This is a genomic window from Rothia nasimurium (assembly GCF_928391935.1).
Taxonomy (GTDB): Bacteria; Actinomycetota; Actinomycetes; order Actinomycetales; family Micrococcaceae; genus Rothia; species Rothia nasimurium_D.
This window is the reverse complement of sequence record NZ_CAKMTD010000008.1, coordinates 67,757-94,281: the sequence shown is the minus strand read 5'-3', so window position 1 is coordinate 94,281 and position 26,525 is coordinate 67,757. Positions and strand designations below refer to the sequence as shown.

22 protein-coding genes are annotated in these 26,525 nt (G+C 62.1%); 3 read left to right on the top strand and 19 right to left on the bottom strand.

Translation table 11 applies throughout. The annotated features are described in order from the left end of the window. Position 1 precedes the first annotated feature (1 nt). The 13 genes from L7A15_RS08795 to sdhC form a co-directional block, all read right to left on the bottom strand. Entirely contained in the window at positions 2 to 1,267 is a 1,266-nt protein-coding gene (locus L7A15_RS08795; RefSeq protein WP_237208167.1) for an adenosine deaminase, read from the bottom strand. A 101-nt stretch (positions 1,268 to 1,368) separates the two neighbouring features. Further along, positions 1,369 to 3,309, bottom strand: a complete 1,941-nt coding sequence (locus tag L7A15_RS08790; RefSeq protein ID WP_237208166.1) for a hypothetical protein — start codon at positions 3,307 to 3,309, stop codon at positions 1,369 to 1,371. A gap of 27 nt (positions 3,310 to 3,336) precedes the next feature. Next, complete coding sequence (locus L7A15_RS08785; RefSeq protein WP_237189375.1) at positions 3,337 to 4,635, bottom strand: thymidine phosphorylase; 1,299 nt, start codon at positions 4,633 to 4,635, stop codon at positions 3,337 to 3,339. Positions 4,636 to 4,736: 101 nt separating this feature from the next. Further along, positions 4,737 to 5,132, bottom strand: coding sequence for a cytidine deaminase (locus tag L7A15_RS08780; protein ID WP_237189374.1), 396 nt, complete (start codon positions 5,130 to 5,132; stop codon positions 4,737 to 4,739). Positions 5,133 to 5,472: 340 nt separating this feature from the next. Then, the gene (locus tag L7A15_RS08775; protein ID WP_237208165.1) at positions 5,473 to 6,765 is read right to left on the bottom strand and encodes an ABC transporter permease; all 1,293 of its coding nucleotides are present in this window, start codon (positions 6,763 to 6,765) and stop codon (positions 5,473 to 5,475) included. 2 nt (positions 6,766 to 6,767) lie between these two features. Continuing rightward, a complete protein-coding gene (locus L7A15_RS08770; RefSeq protein ID WP_423816686.1) occupies positions 6,768 to 8,057 on the bottom strand; it encodes an ABC transporter permease in 1,290 nt (429 codons plus the stop codon). Between the two features lie 3 nt (positions 8,058 to 8,060). Next, positions 8,061 to 9,653, bottom strand: a complete 1,593-nt coding sequence (locus L7A15_RS08765) for an ABC transporter ATP-binding protein (protein WP_237189372.1) — start codon at positions 9,651 to 9,653, stop codon at positions 8,061 to 8,063. A 242-nt stretch (positions 9,654 to 9,895) separates the two neighbouring features. Then, complete coding sequence (locus tag L7A15_RS08760; protein WP_423816880.1) at positions 9,896 to 11,008, bottom strand: BMP family lipoprotein; 1,113 nt, start codon at positions 11,006 to 11,008, stop codon at positions 9,896 to 9,898. A 258-nt stretch (positions 11,009 to 11,266) separates the two neighbouring features. Continuing rightward, complete coding sequence (locus L7A15_RS08755) at positions 11,267 to 12,493, bottom strand: amidohydrolase (RefSeq protein WP_237208164.1); 1,227 nt, start codon at positions 12,491 to 12,493, stop codon at positions 11,267 to 11,269. Positions 12,494 to 12,623: 130 nt separating this feature from the next. After that, positions 12,624 to 13,409, bottom strand: a complete 786-nt coding sequence (locus L7A15_RS08750; protein WP_237189369.1) for a succinate dehydrogenase iron-sulfur subunit — start codon at positions 13,407 to 13,409, stop codon at positions 12,624 to 12,626. Between the two features lies 1 nt (position 13,410). Next, positions 13,411 to 15,174, bottom strand: a complete 1,764-nt coding sequence (gene sdhA / locus L7A15_RS08745; RefSeq protein ID WP_237189368.1) for a succinate dehydrogenase flavoprotein subunit — start codon at positions 15,172 to 15,174, stop codon at positions 13,411 to 13,413. 37 nt (positions 15,175 to 15,211) lie between these two features. Next, positions 15,212 to 15,697 carry a succinate dehydrogenase hydrophobic membrane anchor subunit gene (locus L7A15_RS08740; RefSeq protein WP_237189367.1) on the bottom strand — a complete coding sequence of 162 codons (486 nt, stop codon included), beginning with the start codon at positions 15,695 to 15,697 and terminating at the stop codon, positions 15,212 to 15,214. A 3-nt stretch (positions 15,698 to 15,700) separates the two neighbouring features. Next, complete coding sequence (gene sdhC, locus L7A15_RS08735; RefSeq protein ID WP_237189366.1) at positions 15,701 to 16,081, bottom strand: succinate dehydrogenase, cytochrome b556 subunit; 381 nt, start codon at positions 16,079 to 16,081, stop codon at positions 15,701 to 15,703. A 317-nt stretch (positions 16,082 to 16,398) separates the two neighbouring features. On the opposite strand from sdhC, the gene L7A15_RS08730 reads away from it, so the two are divergent. Further along, entirely contained in the window at positions 16,399 to 17,508 is a 1,110-nt protein-coding gene (locus tag L7A15_RS08730) for a mannose-1-phosphate guanylyltransferase (RefSeq protein WP_237208163.1), read from the top strand. A gap of 155 nt (positions 17,509 to 17,663) precedes the next feature. Here L7A15_RS08730 and L7A15_RS08725 read toward each other — a convergent pair whose 3' ends face one another. The 3 genes from L7A15_RS08725 to L7A15_RS08715 form a co-directional block, all read right to left on the bottom strand. Next, on the bottom strand, positions 17,664 to 18,128 hold the full coding sequence (locus L7A15_RS08725) for a 2'-5' RNA ligase family protein (RefSeq protein WP_237208162.1): 465 nt from the start codon (positions 18,126 to 18,128) through the stop codon (positions 17,664 to 17,666). A 91-nt stretch (positions 18,129 to 18,219) separates the two neighbouring features. Next, complete coding sequence (gene trpS, locus L7A15_RS08720; RefSeq protein ID WP_237208161.1) at positions 18,220 to 19,287, bottom strand: tryptophan--tRNA ligase; 1,068 nt, start codon at positions 19,285 to 19,287, stop codon at positions 18,220 to 18,222. A 17-nt stretch (positions 19,288 to 19,304) separates the two neighbouring features. Further along, positions 19,305 to 19,757 (bottom strand): glycosyltransferase family 39 protein, encoded by a 453-nt coding sequence (locus L7A15_RS08715; protein ID WP_237188439.1) that lies wholly within the window; start codon positions 19,755 to 19,757, stop codon positions 19,305 to 19,307. Between the two features lie 72 nt (positions 19,758 to 19,829). On the opposite strand from L7A15_RS08715, the gene L7A15_RS08710 reads away from it, so the two are divergent. After that, complete coding sequence (locus L7A15_RS08710) at positions 19,830 to 20,540, top strand: GntR family transcriptional regulator (protein WP_237208160.1); 711 nt, start codon at positions 19,830 to 19,832, stop codon at positions 20,538 to 20,540. 48 nt (positions 20,541 to 20,588) lie between these two features. On the opposite strand, the gene L7A15_RS08705 is transcribed toward L7A15_RS08710, so the two are convergent. Together L7A15_RS08705 and glyA are read right to left on the bottom strand one after the other, a co-directional pair. Next, the gene (locus tag L7A15_RS08705) at positions 20,589 to 21,467 is read right to left on the bottom strand and encodes a bifunctional methylenetetrahydrofolate dehydrogenase/methenyltetrahydrofolate cyclohydrolase (RefSeq protein WP_237188436.1); all 879 of its coding nucleotides are present in this window, start codon (positions 21,465 to 21,467) and stop codon (positions 20,589 to 20,591) included. Between the two features lie 2 nt (positions 21,468 to 21,469). After that, the gene (glyA, locus tag L7A15_RS08700) at positions 21,470 to 22,753 is read right to left on the bottom strand and encodes a serine hydroxymethyltransferase (protein WP_237208159.1); all 1,284 of its coding nucleotides are present in this window, start codon (positions 22,751 to 22,753) and stop codon (positions 21,470 to 21,472) included. A gap of 373 nt (positions 22,754 to 23,126) precedes the next feature. Between glyA and L7A15_RS08695 the strand changes: the two genes are divergently transcribed. Then, positions 23,127 to 24,854 carry a VWA domain-containing protein gene (locus L7A15_RS08695; protein WP_237208158.1) on the top strand — a complete coding sequence of 576 codons (1,728 nt, stop codon included), beginning with the start codon at positions 23,127 to 23,129 and terminating at the stop codon, positions 24,852 to 24,854. 62 nt (positions 24,855 to 24,916) lie between these two features. On the opposite strand, the gene purH is transcribed toward L7A15_RS08695, so the two are convergent. After that, positions 24,917 to 26,524: a bifunctional phosphoribosylaminoimidazolecarboxamide formyltransferase/IMP cyclohydrolase gene (purH, locus tag L7A15_RS08690; RefSeq protein WP_237208157.1), complete on the bottom strand. Its 1,608-nt coding sequence runs from the start codon at positions 26,522 to 26,524 to the stop codon at positions 24,917 to 24,919. Between the last annotated feature and the right edge of the window lies 1 nt (position 26,525).

Sequence of the window (26,525 nt, the reverse complement as noted above, 5' to 3'; positions counted from 1 at the left end):
ATTAGAAGGTTGCCTGACCGGGATCGACGGCACCTGCGCTGGGAGGCGGGGCGGCGCCGTCCTGCCCCTGCTGATCTTGCTGCTCTTGGAGGGCCAGCTGGCCGTAAACAGCCTGGATGCTCTGGATCAGGGCCTGCTTTTCATCGTGGGAGCAGAAGGCCCCGTTGATGGCGTGGAAGGTCACCTCAAAGAAGTCGGGCAGGCCAAAGCCGTGGTTCAGGGCCAGCTCAGCGAATTCTCGGGTCATGCTGGTGGCGCTCATCAGGCGGTTGTCGGGGTTAATGGTTACGGCGAAGCCCGCCTGTAGGAGCAGGGCAGCGGGGTGGTCGGCGTGCTGACGGGCAGGGTCGAAGGGACGATGATGCCCCACGTTGGCGGCCTTTTCGGCGGCGTCCGTCTGAAGGTTGGAGCAGGGGCAGGTTTCAAGGGTAATCCGACGGTTCTTGACCCATTCTGCGGCGGCGCCCAGTTGCAGGACGGTCTGGTTGGGGTCGGCGCCGGGCATCAGCTGCCCGTCGGGGTCAAGTTCAGCCAGGGTCCGGGCGGTGATGTCTTCGGTGATACGCACTCCGTGGCCTAGGCGTAGGGCCCGTCCGGTGGTGAGGGCCTCCGTGATGGAGTCGAGACCGTAGGCTTCACCGGCATGCAGGGTCACCGGCAGAAAGTTCTCAGCGGCAAGGTTGAGGGCTTCGGCGTGCTCGCTGACGGGGTGGCCGTCTTCTGGTCCTGCCAGGTCGAAGCCCACGACTCCCAGGTGCCTGTAGTTCAGGGCGGTCTTGACGACGTCCACTGAGTTCTGGTTCTGACGCATGGCGCAGAGAATCTGGTTGACCAGGATCCGCCCCCCGGCGCGTCCTACTTCTTCCATACCGTCCATGAGCCCGTCGGCGACGGCTTCAACAGCTTCCCCGTAGGTGAGGCCCCCGCGGGTATGGAGTTCGGGGGCCCAGCGCACCTCCCCGTAGATGACGCCGTCGGCGGCGAGGGTGAGGACGTGGTCGCGTGCTACCCGACGCAGGTTGTCTGCGGTCTGCAGGACGGCCACCGTGTGTTCGAAGGTTTCAAGGTACCGTTCCAGGGAGCGGGAGTCAGCGGCTTCTTTGAACCAGGCAGCTAGGTGGTCGGGGTCTGTGGTGGGCAGGGTGTGCCCTACCTGAGCGGCCAGTTCGATGAGAGTTTCGGGCATGAGGCCGCCGTCGAGGTGGTCGTGTAGGCAGACCTTGGGTAGCTGCTGGATCCAGGTGAGATTGGGCTGGTTCTCGGTCATGGTGCTCCTTGCGGGGTGGGGCCGGGTAGGGCGCCGCCCCGGCGGTGCCTGTCGGTGGGGCTGGGCCGGGGCGGACGTCCTATGGGGTGGGGGTGCTGGGTTTAGTAGGTCCAGGAAGCCAGGGCTTCGTTGAGGTGGGCCGGGATTTTGTCGCCGGTGCGGGGGAACATGCGGAGCTCTTCGACGTACTGCTGGGCGGGGAGACGCTCAGGGTAGCGGACGAAGGCTTCCTCGTTGCCGTAGTCGAAGGCGGTTTCGACCGGGGTTCCGGGGGTGAAGCGGATGGTCATAGCCAGCGGGGAGCCGTGGCCTTCCTTGTAGGAGTCTGCCTTAAGTTGCAGGATTGCCAGGGTTTCTTCGGGGATCAGGTCAAAGGTGCGGACCTGTTCCCAGAAGCCGTTGCGACGCACGTGGGTGAGGGCGTCGTAGTAGGAGCCGAGGGCACGGACCCGGATGAGGACGGTGGAGACGTCGCGGGCGGTGCCGTTGGGGCCGAAGAGGGCCTCGTAGGCGGGGGCGAAGCGGGCGACGACGTCGGCCTCGGTGAGGACCAGGTTACCTGCTGCCTTCTCCGTGGCGGAGGGCTTGGTGGGGGCGGTTGAGGCGAAGGAGGGTGCCACGTCGTAGGTAAGGCCGGTGGTGGGGGCGTCCAGGTTGGCCTGGGTTGCGCTGTGGGCCGGGATGTAGCGTTCGGACGCGGTGTCGGCGGGGCTGTCTGCTGCGTGGGCGGGCACGTGGGTTGAGGCGACCGGCTGGGTGTTCAGGGGTTCGCCTGCGCCCTGGTCTGCGTGGTCTTCGGTGATGAAGGTGGAATCATCGATGTGGGCGGGCAGCTCGTTGTCGTTGCGCTGGTGGGTCGGGGTTGCGGTGGCGGGCTGCTGGGCAGCGGCGGAGGCGACGACGGCCCCTTCCGGGGTTGTTGCTGAGTCGCCGACGAAGGACTCAGAGGAAGAACCTGCAAGAGTTTCAGGGGTTGCAGAAGCCTCGTCGCCGTCCAGGGACTCGGTGGAAGCAGCGCCGGTTGCAGCGTCAGCAGTGTTGAAAGCGCCAGGAGTGTTGGCAGAACCAGCAGCGTCAGTAGCGGTAGCAAAACCAGCATTCTCAGCTAGGTCAGTAGTGGCAGCAGGTTCTGACGAGGTAGCGGCAATTGCAGCTCCTGAAGAAGCGGTCTCCAGGTCAGCGGCCCCGGTGGTATCTGCTTCGGTGCTACCGGTAGTGTTCCTTGCTTCGTCCGCTGCCTGGGCCTTTTCGCCGTCTGCGGGGAGGTCAGCCTCACCGGCCTCCTGGGGTGAGTGAGCCGAATCTGCGCCGGTTTCTTCCGGTAAGTCGGTCGGCGATGCTGTGCTACCGGGGGCTGAGTGGGCTGAAGCAGGAAGGCCGTGGGAGGTTTCGGCACCCACAGGGCTAGCATCGACGGCAGATGCCTCATTCCCGGTCACAGCGCCAGCGCCAACACCCGCGCCAGCGCCAGAGGCCAGGCTGTAATTCATGTTGCTGGTCTTGCCGGTTTCCGTGTTCAGGAAGGAGGCGGTCACGGATGAGTTGCCGCTGACGTCGGGGCTAACCACAATCAGGGCCCGGGTAAAGACTCCGCGAGGGCTTTCCTTCTCTTCAACGTAGAGGTCGGCAACAACGTCAAACCATTCGCCACCGGGGTTGATGCGCCCCGATTCAACCTGCTGGCCGCGCACCTGCAGGGTGTAGTCCATATCGTTGCCTTCTTGAACCAGGTTAAGGGTTACCTGCCCTTCGCCCTTGGAGCGCATGAGGGCAACGACAGACCGTAGGCCGGCACCGAGTTCAGGGCGGGCCTCTTCGGTTCCAGCGACCGGCAAGGATTCCGTTGCAAGTGCAGGGGCCAGGACATCTCGATCGTTGGAGACCGCAGGGCTTTCAGCCACAGCTGTGTCGGTTACCTGCTCGGCAGGGACGGCAGCTGAATCGGTGCCGAGAATCGGTGCGACTTCTGCTGCTTGGGGGGCAGGAGCAGCTGCTGGGGTGGTGAGCTCTGCTTGCTTTTTCTTGCGGCTAAAGATGCCCATGGTGTCCTCTTTCTGGGGGTGCGAGTTTTAGGCGTTGATTCGGTCGATGATGGTGTCGACGGGGGTGTAGGTGCCTCCGATGCTCCAGGCGCCGTCGAGGGCTTGGAGGGCTCGGTCGAAGCGTTCGGGGGTGTCGGTCATGAGGGTCATGAGGGGCTGGCCTGCGGTGACGGTATCGCCGGGCTTGGCGTGCAGGTTGATACCGGCAGCGAGCTGCACGGCGTCTTCCTTGCGGGCGCGGCCTGCGCCCAGGCGCCAGGATGCGACGCCGACGGCCAGGGCGTCGAGGCGGGTGAGGGTGCCGGTGGCTTCTGCGTAGATGGTGTGGGTTTCACGGGGTTCGGGCAGGGGGGCGTCGGGGTTGCCGCCCTGGGCGGAGATCATCTCGCGCCACTTGTCCATGGCGCGGCCGTCTGCAAGAGCCTCGGCGGGGTCGGCGTCGATACCGGAGTTGCGGAGCATGACCCGGGCCAGTTCGACGGTGAGTTCAATGATGTCAGCGGGGCCACCCCCGGCTAGGACCTCTACGGATTCGGCGACTTCATTGGCGTTGCCGACGGCCAGGCCCAGGGGGGTGTCCATGTTAGTGAGGAGGGCACTGGTTTTGACGCCTGCCCCCTCCCCCAGCTCTACCATGACCTCTGCTAGTTCGCGGGCGCGGGCGGCGTCCTTCATGAAGGCACCGGAGCCGACCTTGACGTCGAGCACCAGGGAGTCGGTGCCCTCAGCGATTTTCTTGCTCATGATGGAGGAAGCAATGAGGGGGATGGCTTCAACAGTGGAGGTGGTGTCGCGTAGGGCGTAGAGCTTCTTGTCGGCGGGGGCCAGGCCGGATCCTGCCGCTGAGATAACCGCACCGACGCTCCCCAGGATGTCGAGGGTCTTTTCGTTGGAGATGTTGGCCTGCCAGCCGGGGATAGCTTCAAGCTTGTCGAGGGTGCCGCCGGTGTGGCCGAGGCCGCGGCCGGAGAGCTGGGGAACAGCGACGTTATAGACGGCAACCAGCGGGGCCAGGGGCAGGGTGATCTTGTCGCCGACGCCGCCGGTGGAGTGCTTGTCGGCGGTGGCGATTTTTTTGCCGGGGCCGATGATGGAGGAGAAGTCCATGCGTTCGCCGGAGCGGATCATGGCGTCCGTCCAGCGGGCGATTTCTTGGCGGTTCATGCCGTTGAGGAAGATAGCCATGGCCAGGGCGCTCATCTGCTCGTCGGCGACGACCCCGCGGGTGTAGGCGTCGATGACCCAGTCAATGTGTTCGGGGCTGAGGGTTCCTCGGTCGCGCTTGATACGGATGATGTCTACGGCGTCGAAAGCTTCGGTGCTCACGGTGGGGCCTTTCCGGGGCGGGGGTCCTGCGCCGCCCGCGTCCTTGTATCTTCTCGTCAGATGATTAGTGTTCTGTATCCAGTATGACAGGTCGGGCTTCTTTAGCTCAGCCGGTCGGGCCCAAAGGCGTCGGGTAACATCTGCTCGATGGTGAGCACCCCGCTGGTGGAGCGCAGGAGCATACCTGGGGTGCTGTGCTCGTAGAGGAGCTGGCGGCAACGGCCGCAGGGCATGAGGGCGTTGCCGTCCTTATCGACGCAGGCGAAGGCAGCCAGTTTGCCGCCGCCGGTGCGGAAGAGCTCAGAAATCAGGGAGCATTCGGCGCAGAGGGTCAGCCCGTAGGAGGCGTTTTCGATATTGGCGCCGGTAATCAGGCGCCCGTCGGTGGTCAGGGCCGCCACGCCGACGGCAAAGTTGGAGTAGGGCGAGTAGGAGTTCGCCAGGGCTGCGGTGGCAGCAGCGGTGAGCTGATCCCAGTCAATATCTTGTGAAGTCATTGGTATCTTCCTTTGTTTTTCTACAGGTACGGGGAGGTTGAGGCGGAAGCGGACGCCCCATACGCGCGAACCTTAAGACGGCTGTGGCCGCTACCCTCCATGAAGGTAGCGGCCACGCGCCGTAGGTTGCTGGCCCGCTAAGGCGCCCGAAAGATACGCGGCAAGCCAGTGCGTGGATCGGATGGAGCAAACTTTTCCGAGCGCGCGAGGAAATAAAAAGTTTGCGGAATCAGCCGAGCCTGCGAGGCTGTATACCCCGAATGGCGCTCCTGGCTTCCCTGCGCCCGTCCGGCCCTGTTCCTTGACCTGGGGGCGCCATACTCTAGCCGCCCGTCCGGCCCTACTCCTTGACGTAGGGGGTGCCGACCGCGGCGGGGCCACGGGAACGGCCCACCAGACCAGCGACTGCGAAGATGGTGACCAGGTAGGGCATCATGGCAAGCAGTTCGGTAGGTACTGAGGTTCCCAGAATGGAAAGGACGTATTGCAGGTTCAGGGAGAAGCCGAACAGCAGGGAGGCGGAGAGGGCCCCGAGGGGGGTCCAGCGTCCGAAGATGAGGGCTGCAAGGGCGATGTAGCCCTGACCTGCGGTCATATCCGAGTTGAAGGAAGACACGGAGACCAGGGTGAAGAAGGCACCACCCATACCGGCTACAGCACCAGCAAGTAGGACGTTGGTAGCACGGAGACGGTTGACGTTCACACCCAGGGTGTCAGCTGCCTTGGGGTGTTCGCCGACGGCGCGGGTACGCAGGCCCCAGCGGGTCTTGTTGAGGGCGAACCAGATAGCGCCTACCACAAGGTACATGAGGTAGACCAGGACGTTCTGGTTGAAGAGGACGGGGCCCACAACGGGGATCTCGGACAGGCCCGGAATCGGGAAGGCCGGGAGGCGCGGTGCGGAGTTAAGGGTGGAGGCGTTGGGCTCAAGGACTCGGGAGAAGAGGAAGCCGGTCAGACCTGAGACGAGGACGTTGACGACGACGCCGACGATGACCTGGTCTACCAGGTACTTGATGGCGAAGGAGGCGAGGATTGCTGAGACCAGCATGCCGCCGATGATTGCTGCAAGCAGGCCGATCCAGGGGTTTTGGGTGACGGAGCCGACCAGGACTGCGGAGAAGGCGCCCAGCAGGAGCTGGCCTTCGATGGCGATGTTGACGATGCCGGAGCGCTCACAGAGCAGGCCGCCCATGGAACCGAAGATCATGGGGATGGAGAGCAGGAGGGCACCGTTGAGTAGGGAGACCAGGGAGAGCTCGGGTTTGGTGGTGGATGCGATCGCCCAGACGAGCAGGCCGGTGGCGAAAGCGAACCAGAAGAGGGGGGCTACCCAGCGGGGCTGGAGCTTACCGGCGTTGGTGGTGATGAGGGCGTAGCCAGCGACGCCGAGCATGATGGTCGCTGCAATCCAGCCGTAGATGACCGGGTTGATGTGAACGGGGGCGGCTTGGAACCAGCTCACACCGTCAGAGTATTTGAGGGTGATGGTGGATTTGGGCGCCTTGAGGACGATGAGGAGGGAGGTGAGGACACCAAGGACGCTGTAAATGACTGGGTTTTTCCAGTTTTTGACGGCGAGGGTCTCAGGGCTGTTTTCGGTGGCGGGTGCCGGGGTTGACGCTACGCTCATGGTTATGCCTCCACGGCCTTTTTCTTGGTGGACTTTTTCTTGGGTTTGCCGCTGGGGTCGGGCAGGCGGAAGAGTGCGCGGACGAGCGGGGGCGCGGCGATGAAGAGGACGATGAGGGCCTGGAGGACCAGGACGATGTCGATGGCGGTGCCGGTGTTGACCTGCATGGAGACGCCTCCTGCGCGGAAGGCGCCGAAGAGGAGGGCCGCGAAGAAGGTGCCGAGCGGCTTGGAGCGGCCTAGGAGGGCTACGGTGATGGCGTCGAAGCCGAGGGAGGCTGCGATACCGGGGGTGATGACTTTTTCAGTGCCTGCGACCTGGGTTGCGCCTGCAAGGCCGGCGAGGGCGCCTGAGATTGCCATGACGATGATGTAGCCGCTGGCAACGGAGATACCGGCGGTGCGGGCGGCGTTGGGGTTGGCGCCGACGGCGCGGAGGCGGAAGCCGATGGTGGATCGGTTGAGGAGCCAGGCGACGAAGGCGACGGCGGCGAGGGCCACCAGGAAGCCGAGGTGGAGGCGGAAGGGCTGGCCGATGAGGAGGGGGAAGATTGCGTTTTTGTCCAGTGATTCTGAGATCGGGTTGGAGCTTCCCTCAGCCTGCAGGACGGGCGTCTTCAGGAGGTAGACGAGGAGGTTGGCGGCGATGTAGTTCATCATGATGGACAGGATGACTTCGTGGGCGCCGGTTTTGGCTTTGAGGACGCCAATGATGCCACCCCAGATGGCGCCGCCGAGGAGGCCGCTGATCAGGATGAGGGGGATCATGGCGGCTAGGGGCAGGCCTGCGTTGAGTGCTACCCAGCCTGAGACGATTGCACCGAGGATTACCTGGCCCTGGGCACCGATGTTGAAGAGGCCGGCGCGGAAGGAGAGGGCGACGGCAAGACCGGCGAAGATGAGGGGGGTGGCGACGGTGAGGGTTTCGGTGATGGGTCGGATCTGCTGGGCGAAGTTTCGGCCGTTGGGGTTGTAGACGGCACCTTGGAGCAGGGCTAGGTAAGCGTCGAATGCTGCTGACCAGGCTGCGCTGATGGTGTCCATGGGACGGGCGAAGAAGTACTTGGAGGCCGCCTGGGTTTCGGGGTCGGTGAAGGCGATGAGGATGCCGCCGACGAAGAAGGCTGCGAGGGCTGCGCCGATGGAGAGGCCGATGCCGCCGCCTGCGATGCGGGCGAAGGCGGAGGGCTTTTCAGCGGGGACGATCTGCTGGGCGGCGGTTGCCGGGGCTGGGTTTGTTTCTGTGGCCTGGGCAGGTGTGTTCTGCTGGGCTGCGGGCTTCTGGTCGCTCACGGCTTATTTTCCTTCTGCCTGGGTAGTGGGTTCGGTGGCCAGGTGCTTGGCGTGGGAGGCGCTGGGGATCTCGTCGGTTTTGGCGGCGGCGAGGGCTTCGTCGTAGGTGGCTCCTGCCATCATTTGGCCGAGGACGGAGCGGGGGGTGTCCGGCGGGACGATGCCCATGAGTTCGCCGTGGAAGAAGACGGCGATGCGGTCTGCGAGGCCGTAGACTTCGTCGAGTTCGGTGGAGACGATGATGACGGGGACGCCCTTGTCTCGTTCGGCGACGATGCGTTTGTGGATGAATTCGATGGAGCCGACGTCGACGCCGCGGGTGGGCTGGGAGGCGACGAAGAGTTCGAGGGGGCGGGAGAGTTCGCGGGCTACGACGATCTTCTGTTGGTTACCGCCGGAGAGGGTGGAGGCGGTGTGTTCCTTGGAGCCCATGCGGATGTCGAATTCGGTGCCTGCGCGGTCTGCGTTGGCAGAGATGGCAGCTCGTTTGAGGGTGCCTGCGGAGGAGAATTCGGGGGTGTCGAAGAGGTCGAGGATCAGGTTCTCTGAGATGGAGAAGGATCCGATGAGGCCGTCCTTGCTGCGGTCTTCGGGTACGAAGCCGACGCCTGCGCGGAGGACCTGTTTGGTGGTCATGCCCAGCAGTTCGGTGCCGCCCAGTTTCATGGATCCGGTGGCCTTGGGGTGTAGGCCGATGATGGATTCTGCTAGTTCGGTCTGGCCGTTGCCCTGCACACCGGCGACGGCGAGGATTTCGCCGCCGTGAACGGTGAAGCTGACGTCCTTGAGCAGGGGCACGCCGTTGCTTGCGACCAGGGTGAGGTCTTTGACCTCGAAGGTCTTGTCGTTGGTCTGTGCTTCGTTCTTGTCGACGGTGAGCTGGACGGCCTTACCGACCATGAGGGAGGCCAGTTCGGTGGTGGACATTGACGGGTCTGCGTGGCCGACGACCTTGCCGCGGCGGATGACGGTGATGTCGTCTGAGATTTCGCGGACTTCGCGGAGCTTGTGGGAGATGAAGAGTAGGGACTTGCCGTCCTTGCGGAGCTGGTCCATGATGCCCAGCAGCTGGTCGGTTTCAGCCGGGGTGAGGACGGCGGTGGGCTCGTCCAGAATCAGGATTTCGGCGTCGCGCACCAGGGCCTTGATAATTTCGACGCGCTGCTGCACGCCAACGGGCAGGTCTTCAACGATGGCGTCGGGATCGACAGCAAAGCCGTAGCGGTCGGAGATTTCGCGGATCTTCTGGCGGGTGGTTTCGAGATCCAGGGTGCCGCCCTTGATGGATTCGGACCCCAGGGCCACGTTCTCAGCGACGGTAAAGACAGGAACCAGCATGAAGTGCTGGTGGACCATGCCGATTCCGGCAGCCATAGCGTCTGAGGGGCCGTTGAAGTTGACGGGCTTGTCATCAATGTAGAGCTGGCCTTCGGTGGGCTGGTAGAGGCCGAAGATGACGTTCATGAGAGTTGATTTACCCGCGCCGTTTTCGCCCAGGAGGCAGTGGACTGTGCCGGGGTTGACCGTCAGGTCGATACTGTCGTTAGCTGTGAAGTCACCGAAGCGCTTGGTGACCTGGCGCAGTTCGAGTTTCATGGGGTGGCTTTCTCGTGAGAACCGGACGGCACGCCGCAGCCGTAGGCGCGATGTGCTAGTTGGGTTGTGCCTACCTAGTTTAGCGGGTTCTACCGTTTAACGGTTAGGCCGGGTGGGTTTCCTCTGCTGTGGGGTGGACAGCGAGCTGGGCTGGTAGTTTTACCACACAAACGGCTCACACCCCTGACCTGAGGAAAGGGAGTGTGAGCCGTTCGGTCAGTTAGCTTGCGCTAACGATACCTCTACTTGGTGGGTGAACCGGCAGTTTCAACCTTGATGGTGCCGGCGATGATGTCTTCCTTGATCTTGTCGAGTTCAGCCTTGGTTTCAGCGGAAACAGCTGAGTCGAAGTTGTGGAAGGGGGCCAGACCGACGCCGTCGTTCTCGAGGGTGCCGATGTAGGCGTCAGAGGTGAAGTTGCCGTCCATGTCTGACTTGATGGTTTCGGTGATGGCGGCGTCCATCTTCTTCATGATGGAGGTCAGGATGATGTCCTGGAATTCGGGGTTGGTTTCGAAGCCGTCGGCGTCAACCCAAACAACTGAGGCGGGGTTCTCAGGTGAGGTTGCGTTGTATTCCTTGACTGCTTCCAGGGTACCTACACCCACGGGGCCAGCGACGGGCAGGATGATGTCAGCGCCCTGGTCGAGGAAGTTCTGGGTGTTGGTCTTGCCCTTGGAGGCGTCTTCGAAGTCACCGGTGAAGGTACCTGACTGGGCTTCGGTGTTCCAGCCGAGGACCTCAACGTTGGCGCCCTTCTGCTCGTTGTAGTACTTAACACCCTGGGCGAAGCCGTCCATGAAGATGGTGACGGTGGGGAATTCCATGCCGCCGTAGGTTGCAACCTTACCGGTCTTGGTCTGGGAGGCAGCTACGTAGCCTGCCTGGAAGGCAGCCTGGGCGGTGTCGAAGACGATGGGGCGGACGTTGGGCAGCTCGATGGAGTTGTCATCGACGATGGTGAAGTGCAGGTCGGGGTTAGCTTCTGCTACTTCTGCGGTAGCCTTGGCCAGACCGAAGCCGACGGTAACGGTGATGTTGCAGCCGTTCTGGACCATGGCGTCGAGGTTAGGAACGTAGTCGGGTTCTGACTTGGATTCTGCTTCCTTGAAGTTGATGCCGTATTCGTTAACAGCGTCCTTCAGGCCCTTGTAGGAGTTCTGGTTGAAGGACTTGTCCTGGAAGCCACCGAAGTCGGAGACGATGCAGCCAAGGTAGTCCTTGGCGTCGCCGGATGCGGAGGAGGATGCTTCGGGGGCTGCGCCACAGCCGGCTAGCAGGAGGGCGGAGACGCCGAGGATCGAACCGGTGGAAGCGATGTGCTTGCGTGAGAGAGCCATGGAGGTCCTTTTCATGTTGCCCGGGCTGCCTGCTGTGTATAGCAGCTGTGTGTGATGGTGGCGTGCCGGGGTAATTTTGCGTAACACAACACATCTTAGTGTGATTCAGCTTCCCTTTCACCCCGGTCTCACTTGATTTTCCGTGACGACTAATACACATTCCTGCTAATTAATCACAGCCCTCAGGTATTTACCCACAGATATGCCCCTGCCCTGTCCGTCAGGCAGACAGGGCAGGGGCTCGCCTTGGGGTGTGGATGTGCTTGTCAGATCTTAGGCGCGGGCGGCGAGTTCGGTGCGGATGGCCCGCAGGGCGGTAGCTGCCATAACCTGCACCCCGTATTCGATGCAACGCTCGTCGGGGGCGTAGTCCCCCTGGTGGAGGTCAAAGGTGGGCCCGCCGGGGGTGCGGGTGCCCAGGCGGATGAGGGCTCCGGGAACTTCCTGCAACATCCAGGCGAAGTCTTCCCCGCCCATGGACTGCTCTACCAGCACTACGGAGTCCTCCCCCAGTTCTGCGCGGGAGGCGGCTTCAATCATGGAGACTTCGTCTTCGGTATTAACCGACGGTGGGACGCCCCGGTAGTGCTCTAGCTCGACGTCCACCCCGTAGGGGGCGGCAATCTGTTCGACGATGTCATCGAGCATGGTCCCGGCCTGCTTCCACACGTCAGCGTCCAGGCAGCGCATGGTGCCCGCCAGAAAAGCAGTGGAGGGGATGGCATTGGGGGCCACCCCAGCCTCAACCTGCCCCCAGGCGACCAGCACGCCGGAGCGGACGTCCGTCATGCGGGAGAGCACAGCCGGGACGTTAATAGCGATTTGGGAGAGGGCATAGATGACGTCTTCGGTCAGGTGGGGGCGGGAGGTGTGGCCGCCGCGGCCCTTGAGGGTGATTTTGATGGTGTCAGAAGCACTGGTGATAGCCCCGATACGGGTGCCAATTTTGCCGACGTCCACCTTGGGTTCGCAGTGCAGGGCAAAGGCCCGGGGCACGCCCTCAAGGATGCCCTGGGCAATGACGTCCACGGCCCCGCCGGGCAGTTGTTCTTCAGCCGGCTGGAAAATGACGCGGACGGTCCCGCCGAGGGGGATCTCGTCGTGGAGGCGTTTCAGGGCGATAGCGACGCCGAGCATGACGGTCTGGTGAATATCGTGCCCGCAGGCGTGCATGACGCCGTCGACGCAGGAGGCGTAGGGCAGGTCGGTGACCTCCTGGATGGGCAGGGCGTCAATGTCAGCGCGGAGGGCAACGGCGATGGGCCCCTCCCCCACGTCAACGTAGCAGCCGGTTCCCTTGAGGTGCTTAGGTGCCAGCCCGGCCTCGGTGAGGGTGCGGAAAATCCGCTCTGTGGTCTTGTTCTCCAGGTAGGAAAGTTCAGGGTTCTGGTGGACGTCCCGCCGGAACTTAACAAGATCAGGGAGGAGGGAGCGGAGACGCTGGGCGAAGATAGGGGACCCCAGGTTCAGGGTCTGCGCGGCGTAGGGTGTGGACGTCATGTATATAGAGTAGCGCCAAAGCCCCTGCCCCTTGAACTTATGGTCCAGGAACCGGCCAAGCCCTCTCTCCTGGGGGAAACAAAACAGTGCTCCTGGAACATAAGGTTCCAGGAGCACTGTCTTCTAGGGCTTAGAGGGAGCGGGCCAGGATTGCCTGCTTGACCTCGGCGATTGCCTTGGTGATTTCAATGCCGCGAGGGCAGGCCTCGGTGCAGTTGAAGGTGGTGCGGCAACGCCAGACGCCTTCCTTGTCATTCAGAATCTCCAGGCGCATGTCACCTGCATCGTCTCGGGAGTCGAAGATGAAGCGGTGGGCGTTCACAATCGCTGCCGGACCGAAGTACTGACCGTCGGTCCAGAAGACGGGGCAGGATGAGGTACAGGCGGCGCAGAGGATGCACTTGGTGGTGTCATCGAAACGGGCGCGGTCTTCCTGGGACTGGAGGCGTTCACGCTCGGGTTCGTTGGTGTCGTTGACCAAGAAGGGCATGATTTCGCGGTAGGCCTGGAAGAAGGGCTCCATATCAACGATGAGATCCTTCTCGCAGGGCAGACCCTTGATGGGCTCAACGGTGATGGGCTTGGACAGGTCCAGGTCCTTGAGCAGGGTCTTGCAGGCCAGGCGGTTGCGGCCGTTGATGCGCATGGCGTCGGAGCCACAGATGCCGTGGGCACAGGAGCGGCGGAAGGACAGCGAGCCGTCGATCTCCCACTTGATCTTGTGCAGGGCATCGAGCACACGGTCGGTGCCGTACATGGTCAGCTTAAATTCATCCCAGTGAGCTTCAGAAGAAATCTCAGGGTTGTAGCGGCGGACCTGGACAGTCACGTCGAAGGTGGGGATAGCGCCCGCTTCGCCTGACTCAGACTTCAGCTCAACCTTGGATTCGGGTTCACGTGCTTCAAAATCAGCCATTTTAGTACTTACGCTCCATCGGTTCGTAGCGGGTGAAGGTGACGGGCTTGGTGTCGAAGCGCAGGCCCTTGATGCCTTCCATCTCAGCGTTCTCGTCAAGGTAGACCATTGAGTGCTTCATGAAGTTGGCGTCGTCGCGGTCGGGGTAGTCCTCACGGAAGTGGCCGCCACGGGATTCCTTGCGGTGGAGGGCTGCCACTGACATGACCTTGGCCAGTTCCAGCAGGAAGCCGAGCTCTACGGCTTCGAGCAGGTCAAGGTTGAAACGCTTACCCTTGTCCTGGATCTGGATGTTCTTGTATCGCTCTTCCAGTTCAACAATCTTGTTGACGGCGTTGTGGATGGTTGCTTCGGTGCGGAAGACCTGCATGTCGGCGTCCATGACGTCCTGCAGTTCCTTGCGTAGCTGGCCAACCTTTTCGGTGCCTTCGCCGGTGAGAATCTGGTTGAGCAGGTTCAGGGTGGAGTCGGCGGCGTCGTCGGGGATGGGCAGGAAGTCAGCGGAGGCTGCGTATTCTGCCGCGTAGATACCGGCCCGCTTACCGAAGACGTTGATGTCGAGCAGGGAGTTGGTGCCCAGACGGTTGGAGCCGTGGACGGACACACAGGCAACCTCACCAGCGGCGTACAGGCCGGGGATGATGTCCTCAGAGTTTGCGTGGACTTCAGCCTTGATGTTAGTGGGGATACCACCCATGGCGTAGTGGGCGGTGGGGAAGACCGGGACGGGCTCAGTGTAGGGTTCTACACCCAGGTAGGTGCGGGCGAACTCGGTGATGTCCGGGAGCTTCTCGTCGATGTGGGCCGGTTCCAGGTGGGTGAGGTCCAGCAGGACGTAATCCTTGTTGGGGCCACAGCCGCGGCCTTCGCGGACTTCGTTGGCCATGGAGCGGGCAACGATGTCGCGGGGGGCGAGGTCCTTGATGGTGGGGGCGTAGCGTTCCATGAAGCGTTCGCCGTCGGAGTTACGCAGGATACCGCCCTCACCACGGGCAGCCTCGGAGACGAGGATACCCAGGCCTGCCAGGCCGGTGGGGTGGAACTGGACGAACTCCATGTCTTCCAGGGGGATACCGTTACGCAGGGCGATAGCCATGCCGTCACCGGTGAGGGTGTGGGCGTTGGAGGTGGTCTTGAAGATCTTGCCACAACCGCCGGAGGCGAAGATGACGCTCTTGGCCTGGAAGACGTGGACTTCACCGGTTGCCAGATCGTAGGAGACGACGCCTGCGGGGCGGCGGACGCCGTTTTCGTCCTCAACCATGACCAGGTCAAGGACGTAGTATTCGTTGAAGAATTCGACGTTGTGCTTGACGCAGTTCTGGTAGAGGGTCTGCAGAATCATGTGGCCGGTGCGGTCTGCTGCGTAGCAGGCGCGGCGCACAGGGGCCTTACCGTGGTCGCGGGTGTGGCCGCCGAAGCGACGCTGGTCGATACGGCCCTCGGGGGTGCGGTTGAAGGGAAGGCCCATCTTTTCAAGATCAAGGACCGCGTCGATGGCTTCCTTGGCCATGACCTCAGCGGAGTCCTGGTCAACCAGGTAGTCGCCGCCCTTGATGGTGTCAAAGGTATGCCACTCCCAGTTGTCCTCTTCTACGTTGGCCAGGGCTGCACACATGCCACCCTGGGCGGCACCGGTGTGGGAGCGGGTGGGGTAGAGCTTGGTGAGCACTGCGGTGCGCACGCGCTGACCAGCTTCGATAGCGGCTCGCATACCTGCGCCGCCTGCGCCGATGATTACGACGTCGTACTTATGTACCTGCATGAGTCGATTGCTTCTTTCTAAAACTGTGATGCGCTATTTAGGGAGCGGGGCAGAAGGAAGGCAGGAGGTCTGCCGCTGCGCCGACGGGGCAGGGGTCAAAGGTAAAGATGACCAGGGTGCCCAGCAAGATGACGAAGGCGGTGGCCAGGAAGAGGGCTACCTTCAGGGCGAAGCGGACGCCGTCCTTTTCAGCGTAGTCGTCAATGATGACGCGAATACCGTTAGCGCCGTGGAGCATGGCCAGCCAGAGGAGCAGGAGGTCCCAGACCTGCCAGAAGGGGTTGGCCAGCTTGCCGCCGACAAAACCGAAGTCGATGCGGTGGACGCCTTCGCCCATCATCAGGTTGACGAAGAGGTGACCGAAAATCAGGACAACCAGCAGAACACCGGAGATACGCATGTAGAGCCATGCCATCATCTCGAAGTTATTGCGCTTAGTGGAAGCTCGGTTGTACTTGATACCTGAGACGGTGTTGTCTCGGCTGCGGGGAACAGAAATCTTGGTTTTCAGCGGAGTTGCCATTGTTTAGTGACCCCCAAACACGAGCATGATGTGACGGATGAAGAAGGGAACAAAGACGACTGCCCACAGGACCAAAACGCCCCAGAGCATAGCCTTCTGGTTCTTAGCACCGTTCTTCCAGAAATCCACCAGAATGATGCGGATACCGTTGAAGGCGTGGTACACGATTGCAGCAACGAGGGCAGCTTCGCCTAGGCCCATGATGGGGTTCTTGTAGAGCTCCATAACAGCGTTGTAGGCTTCGGGAGAGATGCGGACGACTGCGGTGTCAAGGACGTGAACCAGCAAGAAGAAGAAAATGGCGATACCGGTGATGCGGTGGGCAACCCACGACCACATACCTTCGCCGCCACGGTACGTTGTGCCCTTGGATGTATTCGGCACTGAATAACCTCCTGTTTGTTGCGGATAAAACAACCTCGGCAGATGCCAAGGTATAAGAGCCCGCACAAGACATAGTGTGTGTTCTACTCAACAGCAAGATTAGCAGGTTTAACCTGCACTTATTGACACCCTGCCACCATCTTTTTAGCCCTCAAATTTGCCCAAATAGGGCACACTTTAATAGCCTAAATCCGTATAGGCGCGTCATTGCACGGTTTATCACTTCAAGGGGCGCTTCAGCCCTTGAGATGGAGCCAAAAAATTGGCTCAAACATTTCATCTTTATGACTAGAAATCTTATGTACACTGTAGGGACGATGAGAACACCACTTGAACGGTTCTACCCCCTCATTCCCGCGGGCGGCGTTGGATCCAGGCTCTGGCCCCTCTCCCGCGCTGTAGAACCCAAATTCCTCCTAGACCTCACTGGCACAGGCAGCTCCCTCTTGCGCTCCACCTACGACCGCCTGGTTGAGCTGGCCTCGTCCGGCGTCATGGTGGTCACCGGCCAGGCCCATGCCAATGCCGTCACCCAGCAGCTCTCTGAGTTACGCGCCTCTGACCTGGTACTGGAGCCCTCCCCTCGCGACTCTGCCGCAGCGATTGGTCTTGCCTGCGCTATTTTGCATGAGCGCGATCCCGAGGCAATTATTGGGTCCTTCGCGGCCGACCACATTATTGATCCCGTCGACGATTTCCAGGCGGTAGTGCGTGAAGCCGTCCACGCTGCGGCATCCGGCAAAATCGTGACGATCGGTATTGAGCCGACCGCCCCCTCCACTGCCTTCGGCTACATCAAGGCAACAGCCAGCCTGGAGCTGGACGACGCCCCCAACGCCCTGGCTGTTGAGCAGTTCGTTGAAAAGCCCGACGAAACAACAGCCACCGAGTACCTCGCTTCTGGCGACTACACCTGGAACGCGGGTATGTTCGTCGCCCCAGCCTCCCTCATGCTCAAGCACCTTGAAGCCAAGGAGCCCGAACTCTACCTGGGCATCATGGAAATCGCCCGCGCCTGGGACACCCCGGCCCGGGAAATCGTCATGAGCCGACTCTGGGACACCCTGCCCAAAACAGCCATTGACTATGCGGTAGCTGAACCCGCCGCAGCAGCCGGTGATGTCGCCATGGTACCCGGTAGCTTTAGCTGGGATGACGTAGGAGACTTCGACGCTGTGGCCCGCCTCAATATCGAAAAGACCGGGGACCAGCTCTTCGTCTTGGGCGATAAGGCCAGCGTGATTAGTGAGGACTCCACCGGTATCGTCGTCAATAACACCGGCCGTAAAATCTCGGTTATCGGCATTGAGGACGTCGTGATTGTGGATACGGCAGACGCCCTGCTGGTGACTGTTCGTGACGATGCCCAGAGCGTGAAGAACACTGTTACCACGCTCAAGGAACAGGGCATGGACAACCTGCTCTAGCCCTCGTACTGATAAACCGGCCGCCCTACCTGGGGTGGCCGGTTTGTTGATGCCCCAGCAGGTGTAGGGGCTGGTAAAACCTTCGCTCAAGATCTGCCCACCCCAGTAGGCCCTCCTTCTGACAGCCGGGCTGGGCCGGGGCCTGCAGGCGACCGCTAGAGGTCTATGGTTCCAAGCTCCTGCCAGCTACCCGAGCTATACCGATAGACCGTCAGCTGCCCTACCGTAAAACGTTCAAGCTCCGAGGGCAGGGTCGCAAAATCGCGCAAGGACGCCGCCAGGGCCGGGGACGGGGCGTGGTTGGCTAGGGTCAGGTGGGGGGTGTAGGGGAAGGGGGAGGCTGATTCCCCCACGGCCTGCTGGCAGGTCCGGTGAATCATCTGGAGCTGGTCAGCTCCTGCCACAACCGGCAGGTAGGTCACCGGGGTGACCGGTTCAAATGTTTCTGCTCCCCCCAGCTCTACCTCCACAGGCCCCCAGCCGGCCAGGGCCCGCCCCAGGGGTTTCAGGGGCTCGTGGGCGCCAGCGTCCTCACACATCAACACCGTGATGTGGCAGCTCTCAGCAGCAGGGCCGGTCAGACCCTGGCGTGCCCGCCAGGCAACAAGGTATTCGGCCACGCCCCTAGGTACCCCAGCGACGATGCTGAGGTACCTGCGGCCTGGTTTCAAGGTGGGGGAAAAAGTCACGCTCTGAACCGGGGATCAGGGCCTAGAGGGCGGGCAGGAAGCCGACCGCGTCGTAGACATTCTTCACGGTCACGGAGGCAATCTCCCGGGCCTTACCGGCACCGATAGCCAGCAGACGGTCTAGCTCCACCGGATCATCCATGAGTTCCAGGGCGCGTTCCCGAATGGGTGAGAGTTCCTCAACCACAATCTCAGCCAGGTCGACCTTGAGGTGGCCGTACATCTTGCCCTCGTACTCGGCGACGATATCGTCAATGGCCTTGCCGGTGACAGCCGAGTAGATGGAGAGCAGGTTAGAGACACCGGGCTTGTTCTCGCGGTCGTAGGCGATCTCGCTACCGGCGTCGGTGACAGCGCCCTTGATCTTCTTGGCGGTCTTCCTGGGGTCGTCCAGCAGCCAGATAATGCCCTTATCAGTGGTGGCTGACTTACTCATCTTGGAGTCCGGGGTCTGCAGGTCGTAAATCTTGGCAGTCTCTTTGAGAATCACCGGCTCAGGCACCACGAAGGTATCGCCAAAGCGGGAGTTGAAACGCTGGGCCAGGTTGCGGGTTAGTTCCAGGTGCTGGCGCTGGTCCTCACCCACCGGCACAACGTCGGCCTGGTAGAGCAAGATGTCTGCTGCCATGAGGACGGGGTAGGTGAAGAGGCCCACCGAGGCGTTATCGGTACCCTGCTTGGCGGCCTTGTCCTTGAACTGGGTCATGCGGGCGGCCTCGCCGTAGCCGGTAATGCAGTTAAGCACCCAGGCCAGCTGGGCATGTTCGGGCACATGGGACTGGACGAAGAGGGGGGTCTTCTCGGGGTCAATACCGGCTGCAATGTACTGGGCTGCAGTCTTGCGGGTGCGCTCCAGCAGAACCGCCGGGTCCTGGGGCACGGTAATCGAGTGCATATCGGGAATAAAGTAGAGGCACTCGTGGTCTTTCTGCAGGTCAACCCAGTTATTGACCGCACCAATATAGTTACCCAGGTGCATGGAGTCTGCGGACGGCTGGGCGCCCGAGAAGGCACGCGGGGCACCAGTTGCTGCGTTCGGGATGTTTGCCTTGGGGTTTTCTTCGGGGGTGGTCTGCTGTGACTTGCTCACGGGGCGTCCTTTGTTCTTTAGGCCCCTTCGCGGGCCAGCTCCATACCGTTCTTGGCGGTGAAATTAATAGTGTCGATAGCGCGATTAATCATGTCGCGGGAGTTTTCATCGTTAACGTCAAGCTGCTCGGCAATCACCTTAGACTGCACCAGGCAAATCTGGAAGGAGTGGGCCAGCTTCTCGGTATGCACCTCAGATTCGTACTCAGCCCGGGCCACAGCGTGCCCCTCGTAAGCCTTCCGCTGGGCGGCAAGGGTCCGGTTGACGTTAATCAGCAGGTAGGCTGCAATACCCAGCCAGGCTGCAATGATACCGGCCAGAATCCAGCCCAAGACCGACTCCTCATGAGCCGACTGAATCACTGCCCACACCAGCAGGGCAACCAAAATCGCCATGCCAATACCGGCCCCAACAAAGACAGTGGTGGTGTTTTGCTTCTGCGCTGAATGATCTGAACCGTTTTTCTGCATGGTGTCCATTATGTCAAAGATTTTCAGGGCCCTCTGATACCTCTTGCCCTGCAGGGCGTAAAGTGGGTGACTATGAAGCTCACATCGCGCGAAACCAAATATCACATGGTTGCTAGCCTCATCAACGAAAAGTACCTTGCCAAGGCCGAGGCAAACACGCTTCTGCCCACCGAACGGCAACTCCAGGAAGAATTTGAGGTCTCCCGCGATACCGTGCGCCGGGCCCTGCGTGAGCTCATCGACCGTAAGCTGATTTATAACGTGCAAGGGTCAGGTACCTTCGTCGCCCCCCAGCAAGATCTGGTGAAGCTGCCGTCCCTCCGTTCCTTCACCGAGGACATGACGGTACGAGGCCACCGCCCCCATACCCTCACCCTGGTGTGCCATCTCATCGAAGCGCCCCTGCACGTGCAAAGAGTACTGAACTTAGAACCCGGGGCCAAGGTGATAGAAATCCAGAGATTGCGGCAGGCGGACGGCTCCCCTATCGCCCTCGAAACCGCCTACTTCCTGCCCGAGGCCTTCTCTCAAATGGAACCGGAGCAGTCCCTCTCTCTCGATGCCCAGATGCGGGCTTCTGGCTATCAGGTTGAATCTGCCACAGTCTCAGTCCTAGCTACCAACCTCACCCAGTCAGAAGCTAACCACCTTGAGGTACCACTGGGCGCAGCTGCCCTCCGCGTTGAGAAGATCGGACGGACGGGCCGGGGCCTACCCGTCGAGAACACGGTGACGCTCTACCGGGGCGACCGCTACGACTACGAACTTGAGCTCACGAGATAAAAAACGCCGCACCCCGATCTGTGGGGTGCGGCGCTCTTCGTGAAGGAGTTAGGCAGCCTGGCGTTCAGCGGTTTCAACCACGTTGACCAGCAGCATGGCGCGGGTCATGGGGCCGACGCCGCCGGGGTTGGGTGAGTACCAGCTGGACTTGGCAGCAGCCTCGGGTGAGATGTCGCCGGTCAGCTTCTTCTTGCCGGTTTCTGCGTCCTCAATGCGGGAGACACCAACGTCGAGCAGGATAGCGCCGTCCTTGACCTGATCAGCCTTCACGGCGTGGGCAACGCCCACGGCAGCGACGATGATGTCAGCCTCGCGCAGGGCGGCAGCAACGTCCTCGGTGCCGGTGTGAACCAGGGTGGCGGTGGAGTTGACGTCCTTGCGGGTCAGTAGCAGGCCCAGGGGGCGGCCCACGGTGATACCGCGGCCCAGCACAGCAACCTTCTTGCCCTTCCAGGAGATACCGTGACGCTCTACCAGCTCAATGACCCCGTTGGGGGTGCAGGGCAGGGGCGAGTTCAGGGGTTCACCCACGTTAAGGACGAGGCGGCCCAGGTTCATGGGGTGCAGGCCGTCGGCGTCCTTTTCGGGGGCAATCTTCTCAAGGATTCGGTTGGTGTCGATGTGCTTGGGCAGGGGCAGCTGGACGATGTAGCCGGTGCAGGCCGGGTCATTGTTCAGCTTCTCCAGCTCGGCTTCGAGTTCTTCCTGGGTGATGGTGGCAGGAAGTTCTACCTTGATGGAGGCGATACCGACCTCTTCGCAGTCGCGGTGCTTACCGCCCACGTAGGAGCGGGAGGCGGGGTCGTCGCCGACCAGCACGGTGGCTAGGCCGGGGGTGACGCCCTTTTCTTTCAGGGCGACGACGCGCTCGGCGAGTTCTTTTTTGATTTGGGCGGCGGTTGCCACCCCGTCAAGAATCTGGGGCATGTTTACCATTCCTCGATGCCGGAGTAGAGGGGGAACTTCTCGCACAGGGCGGTGACGCGCTGGCGCTGGGCTGCGACGTCGACGCCGGGCTTGAGGGTTTCGGCGATGATGTCGGCGACCTCGGTGAAGGCAGCGGCGTCGAAGCCACGGGTGGCTAGGGCGGGGGTGCCGATGCGCAGGCCGGAGGTGACCATGGGCGGGCGGGGGTCGTTGGGCACTGCGTTGCGGTTGACGGTGATACCGGCTTCGTGCAGCAGGTCTTCTGCCTCACGGCCGTTGATGTCGGCGTCGCGCAGGTCAACCAGGACCAGGTGAACGTCGGTGCCGCCGGAGATAACCTTAACGCCGGCTTCTGCCATGTCGGCCTGGTTCAGGCGGTCAGCCAGGATCTTGGCGCCTTCCAGGGTGCGGGCCTGGCGGTCCTTGAACATGTCGGACGCAGCGATCTTGAAGGCGGTAGCCTTACCGGCGATAGCGTGCATGAGGGGGCCGCCCTGCTGGCCAGGGAAGACAGCCGAGTCGATCTTCTTCTTCAGGTCTTCAACGCACATGATGAAACCTGAGCGGGGGCCTGCCAGGGTCTTGTGGACGGTGGAGGACACCACGTGGGCGTGGGGGACGGGGTTGGGGTGCAAGCCAGCTGCAACCAGGCCAGCGAAGTGAGCCATATCGACCCAGAGGTAGGCACCGATTTCATCGGCGATAGCGCGGAAGGCGGCGAAGTCCAGCTGACGGGTGTAGGCTGACCAGCCGGCGATAATGACCTTGGGCTTCTCAGCCAGGGCCAGCTCGCGAACCTCGTCCATGTTGACGCGACCGGTTTCTTCGTCCACACCGTAGGCAACAACCTCGTAGAGCTTGCCTGAGACGTTGAGCTTCATACCGTGGGTCAGGTGGCCACCGTGGGCCAGGGAGAGGCCCATGATCTTGTCACCGGGGGTCAGCAGGGCGTGCATGACGGCGTTGTTGGCCTGGGCACCGGAGTGGGGCTGCACATTGGCGTGGTCAGCACCGAAGAGGGCCTTGGCGCGATCGATAGCCAGCTGCTCCACCACGTCAACAAATTCGCAGCCGCCGTAGTAGCGGCGGCCGGGGTAACCTTCGGCGTACTTGTTGGTCAGAACAGAGCCCTGAGCTTCAAGCACCGCACGGGGGGCGAAGTTCTCTGAGGCAATCATTTCGAGGGTGTTCTGCTGGCGGTCCTGCTCCTGCTTGATAGCTTCAGCGACCTCGGGGTCGACCTCGGCCAGGGGCAGGTTGGTGACGTTGGGTGAAAGGTTGGTCATGCCACTTCCTTGAGTTGGGTAATCAGTTTCTTCTGGATTAGCTGTATGAGGGAATACAGAAGATGACGTGATGGGCAAAGGGAGCCTAGCCTGCCCCCTAACTCTTACCAGTGTATGTGACCTGCGACGCCAGGTGTAGTTCCTACTACCTATATGAGACGGTTTTTCTTCCTGCCCCGGCGAGGTTACGCGGACGGCGGGCACCCGGCCAGGTGCCCGCCGTCCGGCCCTACCCCTCCCCCACCGTCATATCGGCTGCCAATACCGGGTTCTGGCGCTCTGGCCGTCCTTGGTAAACTATTGGGCGAACCCACTCGCCTGCTCCCACCCAGAGCAGCTAACCCCACCCAAAGATAGAGGGAAGAGAAGCCCCATGGTGACCACCACTAAATCCCGCCGCCAGGAACGCCTCGAAAAGCAGAAAAAGGCTAGCCGTAAATGGATTGCAACCGGCGCAGCCGCTATCGTCCTGCTTACCGGTGGCACCATTGCCGTCCTCAATATCACCGGCGGCGCCAAGACCCCCTCAACCACCAGCGGCCAGGCCGTCCCCGCCGCCTGCTCCACCACCCAGTCAGTAACGGTGACCACCACCGCCCCCATGGCTGAAGCACTCAAAACCATGCCCGTGGACGAAGAAACCTGCGTCACCCTCGACATTGACACCAGCAAGACCGCCGGCGACATCCTCACCGAAGTAGCATCCGGGGCCTCAAACACCAACCTGTGGATCCCCGACTCCACCGCCCGCGCCGAGCTGGCCATGAGCCAGGCTGACATGGGCCTCACCCCCCTCGCCAGCTCCCTGGCCCAAACCCCGGCCGTCCTCGTATCTGAAGCCGACACCACAGCCGACACCTGGCAGGCCGCCCTCAACAACGACACTATCTCCATGGGCGACCCCAAGGCTGACCCGGCCGCTTTCGCCGCCATCCTCAGCGGCATCTCCGAGGCCGGGGCCGGAACCGTCAGCGTAGACGACCTACTGGCCAGCACCTCCAAGCGGGCCCAAACCATCGGTGTCACCGAACCCGCCCAGACCGCAGCCCAACTCCTCGCCGCCGTCGATGCCGGAGACAAGAACGCCGCCATCGTCACCGAGGCCGACTACGCCGCCTACACCGCCCAGCACACAGATTCAGGGCTGACCGCAACCTTCCCCGCAGATACCTCCTTCACCCTGAACTACCCCCTCTACCAGACCTCCACCAGCAACAACACCACCATCGACAACGCAGCCAAGCAGATCACCAGCTACCTGGCAAGCGACGACGGCAAGGCCGCCCTGGCTGCCGCTGGCCTCCGCGCCGCCGACGGCTCCAGCGACGGCGTCACCGGGGCCCTGGGCGACTACACCGCCCTGACCCCCAGCAACCAGGACGTCCTCACCCAGATCTGGACGGCCTACTCCCTCCAGTCCGCCCCCCTCAACGCCCTGGTCGTCCTTGACGCCTCCGGTTCCATGCTGACCACCGTCCCCGGAACCGAACACAACCGCATCGACATCACCGTCGACTCCATCCTCCAAGGATCCCAGCTCTTCCCCGCCCGAGACTCCATGGGTCTCTGGAAGTTCTCCCGCGACCTCACCCAAGCCGACGGTAGCCTCTCTGATTACCAGGAGCTCGTCCCCGTCCGCGGCCTTGAAGAAGAAGTTGAAGGCAAAACCCAGCGCCAGCTGATTCAAGAGGCAGGCACAGCGATTGCAGGCACCATCCACCCCGATGCCCAAACTGCCCTCTATGACACCACGCTGGCTGCCTTCCGCTCAGCTAAGGAAAACTATGTCCCCGGGTCGGTGAACTCCGTCATTATTCTGACCGACGGCCAGAACACCGACGGCAACTCCATTAGCCAAGAAGACCTCATTTCAACCATTCAGGCTGAGCAGGATCCTGCTAACCCCGTGGTCTTCATCTTCATTGGCATCTCAACAGACGCCGACATGAATGCTTTGAACACCATTGCCCAAAGCGTCGGCGGTGAAGCCCACCTGGCAGAAGCCCCCACCGATATTCAAGACATCTTCTCCCAGGCTCTCACCGGCGCAGCAGAAGCGGCGGCAGCAGGTGCAGAAGAAGCCCCGGCTGAAGGCCAGTAACCCCTCAAAACTAAAAGGCCCTTCCTGCCTCATGCAGGAAGGGCCTTTAGTATATGGGCTCTTTAGTGGAAGAAGTGACGGCTTCCGGTGAAGTACATGGTCACGCCTGCCTCCTGGGCAGCGGCAATGACCTCTTCATCACGGATGGAGCCACCGGGCTGCACAACAGCGCGGACGCCAGCATCCAGCAGGACCTGCAGGCCATCGGCGAAGGGGAAGAAGGCGTCTGAGGCGGCCACAGAACCGCGGGCGCGTTCTGCCCCCTCAGCCAGGGTGTTGGCCCGTTCGACGGAGAGGCGGCAGGAGTCTACGCGGTTGACCTGGCCCATGCCGATGCCGACGGCAGCTCCGTCGTTGGCGAGCAGGATGGCGTTGGACTTGGCAGAGCGCAGGGCCTTCCAGGCGAATTCAAGGTCAGCGAGGGTGGCTGCGTCGGCGGCCTCACCGGCAACCAGTTGCCAGTTCTCCACGCGGTCACCGTCGGCGTGCAGGCGGTCGGCGTCCTGGAAGAGGGCGCCGCCGGAGACCTGGCGGTATTCGATGGTGTCGCGGGCAAAGCCCTCCGGGAGCTGGAGGATGCGCAGGTTCTTTTTGGTCTGCAGGATTTCCAAGGCTTCGGGGGCGTAGGAGGGGGCGATGATGACCTCGGTGAAGATGCCCTTGACGGTTTCTGCCATGGCTGCGGTGACTTCGCGGTTGGCTGCGATGACGCCGCCGTAGGCTGAGAGGGGGTCGCAGGCGTGGGCCTTGGCGTGGGCGTCGGCAATGGGGTCGGCTGCGTCTGCTGCGCCGACGGCGATGCCGCAGGGGTTGTTGTGCTTGATGATGGCGACGGCGGGTTCGTCGAAGTCGTAGGCGGCGCGTAGGGCGGCGTCGCCGTCGACGTAGTTGTTGTAGCTCATGGCCTTGCCGCCGAGCAGTTCTGCCTGGGCGATGCCGGGGGTTGCGGCGGGGTCGACGTAGAGGGCGCCTGCCTGGTGGGGGTTTTCGCCGTAGCGCAGGGATTCGGAGCGTTCGAAGGCGAGTCCAGCGAAGGGGGGCCAGTAGTTGGCGTCGTCGTCCTGCTCGAACTGGGCTGCGGTCCAGGTGGCGACGGCGGTGTCGTAGGCGGCGGTGTGGGCGAAAGCGGCGGACGCCAGGCGGCGGCGTTCTGCCAGGTTGAAGCCACCTGCCTTGGCGGCTTCAACGACCTGGCCGTACTTGGCGGGGTCGACGACGATGGCTACGGCGTCGTGGTTCTTGGCGGCGGCACGAACCATGGAGGGGCCGCCGATGTCGATCTTTTCGATGATGGCGTCCTGGTCGGCGCCGGAGGCTACAGTCTCAACGAAGGGGTAGAGGTTGACGACAACCAGGTCGAAAGCCTCGATCTCCATGTCCTTGAGGGTGTCGATGTGCTCCTGCTTGCGGCGGTCAGCCAGGATGCCGGCGTGGACGCGCGGGTGCAGGGTCTTGACGCGGCCCTCTAGGCATTCGGGGAAGCCAGTGATGTCGGAGACCTCGGTGACGGGGACGCCCGCGGCGGCGATGGTGGAGGCGGTAGAGCCGGTTGAAACGATAGCGACACCGGCTTCATGCAGGCCCCTGGCAAGGTCCTCCAGGCCGGTCTTATCATAAACAGAAATGAGGGCGCGTTTGAGGGGGACGCGGTCGAGCTCAATGAGACTCACA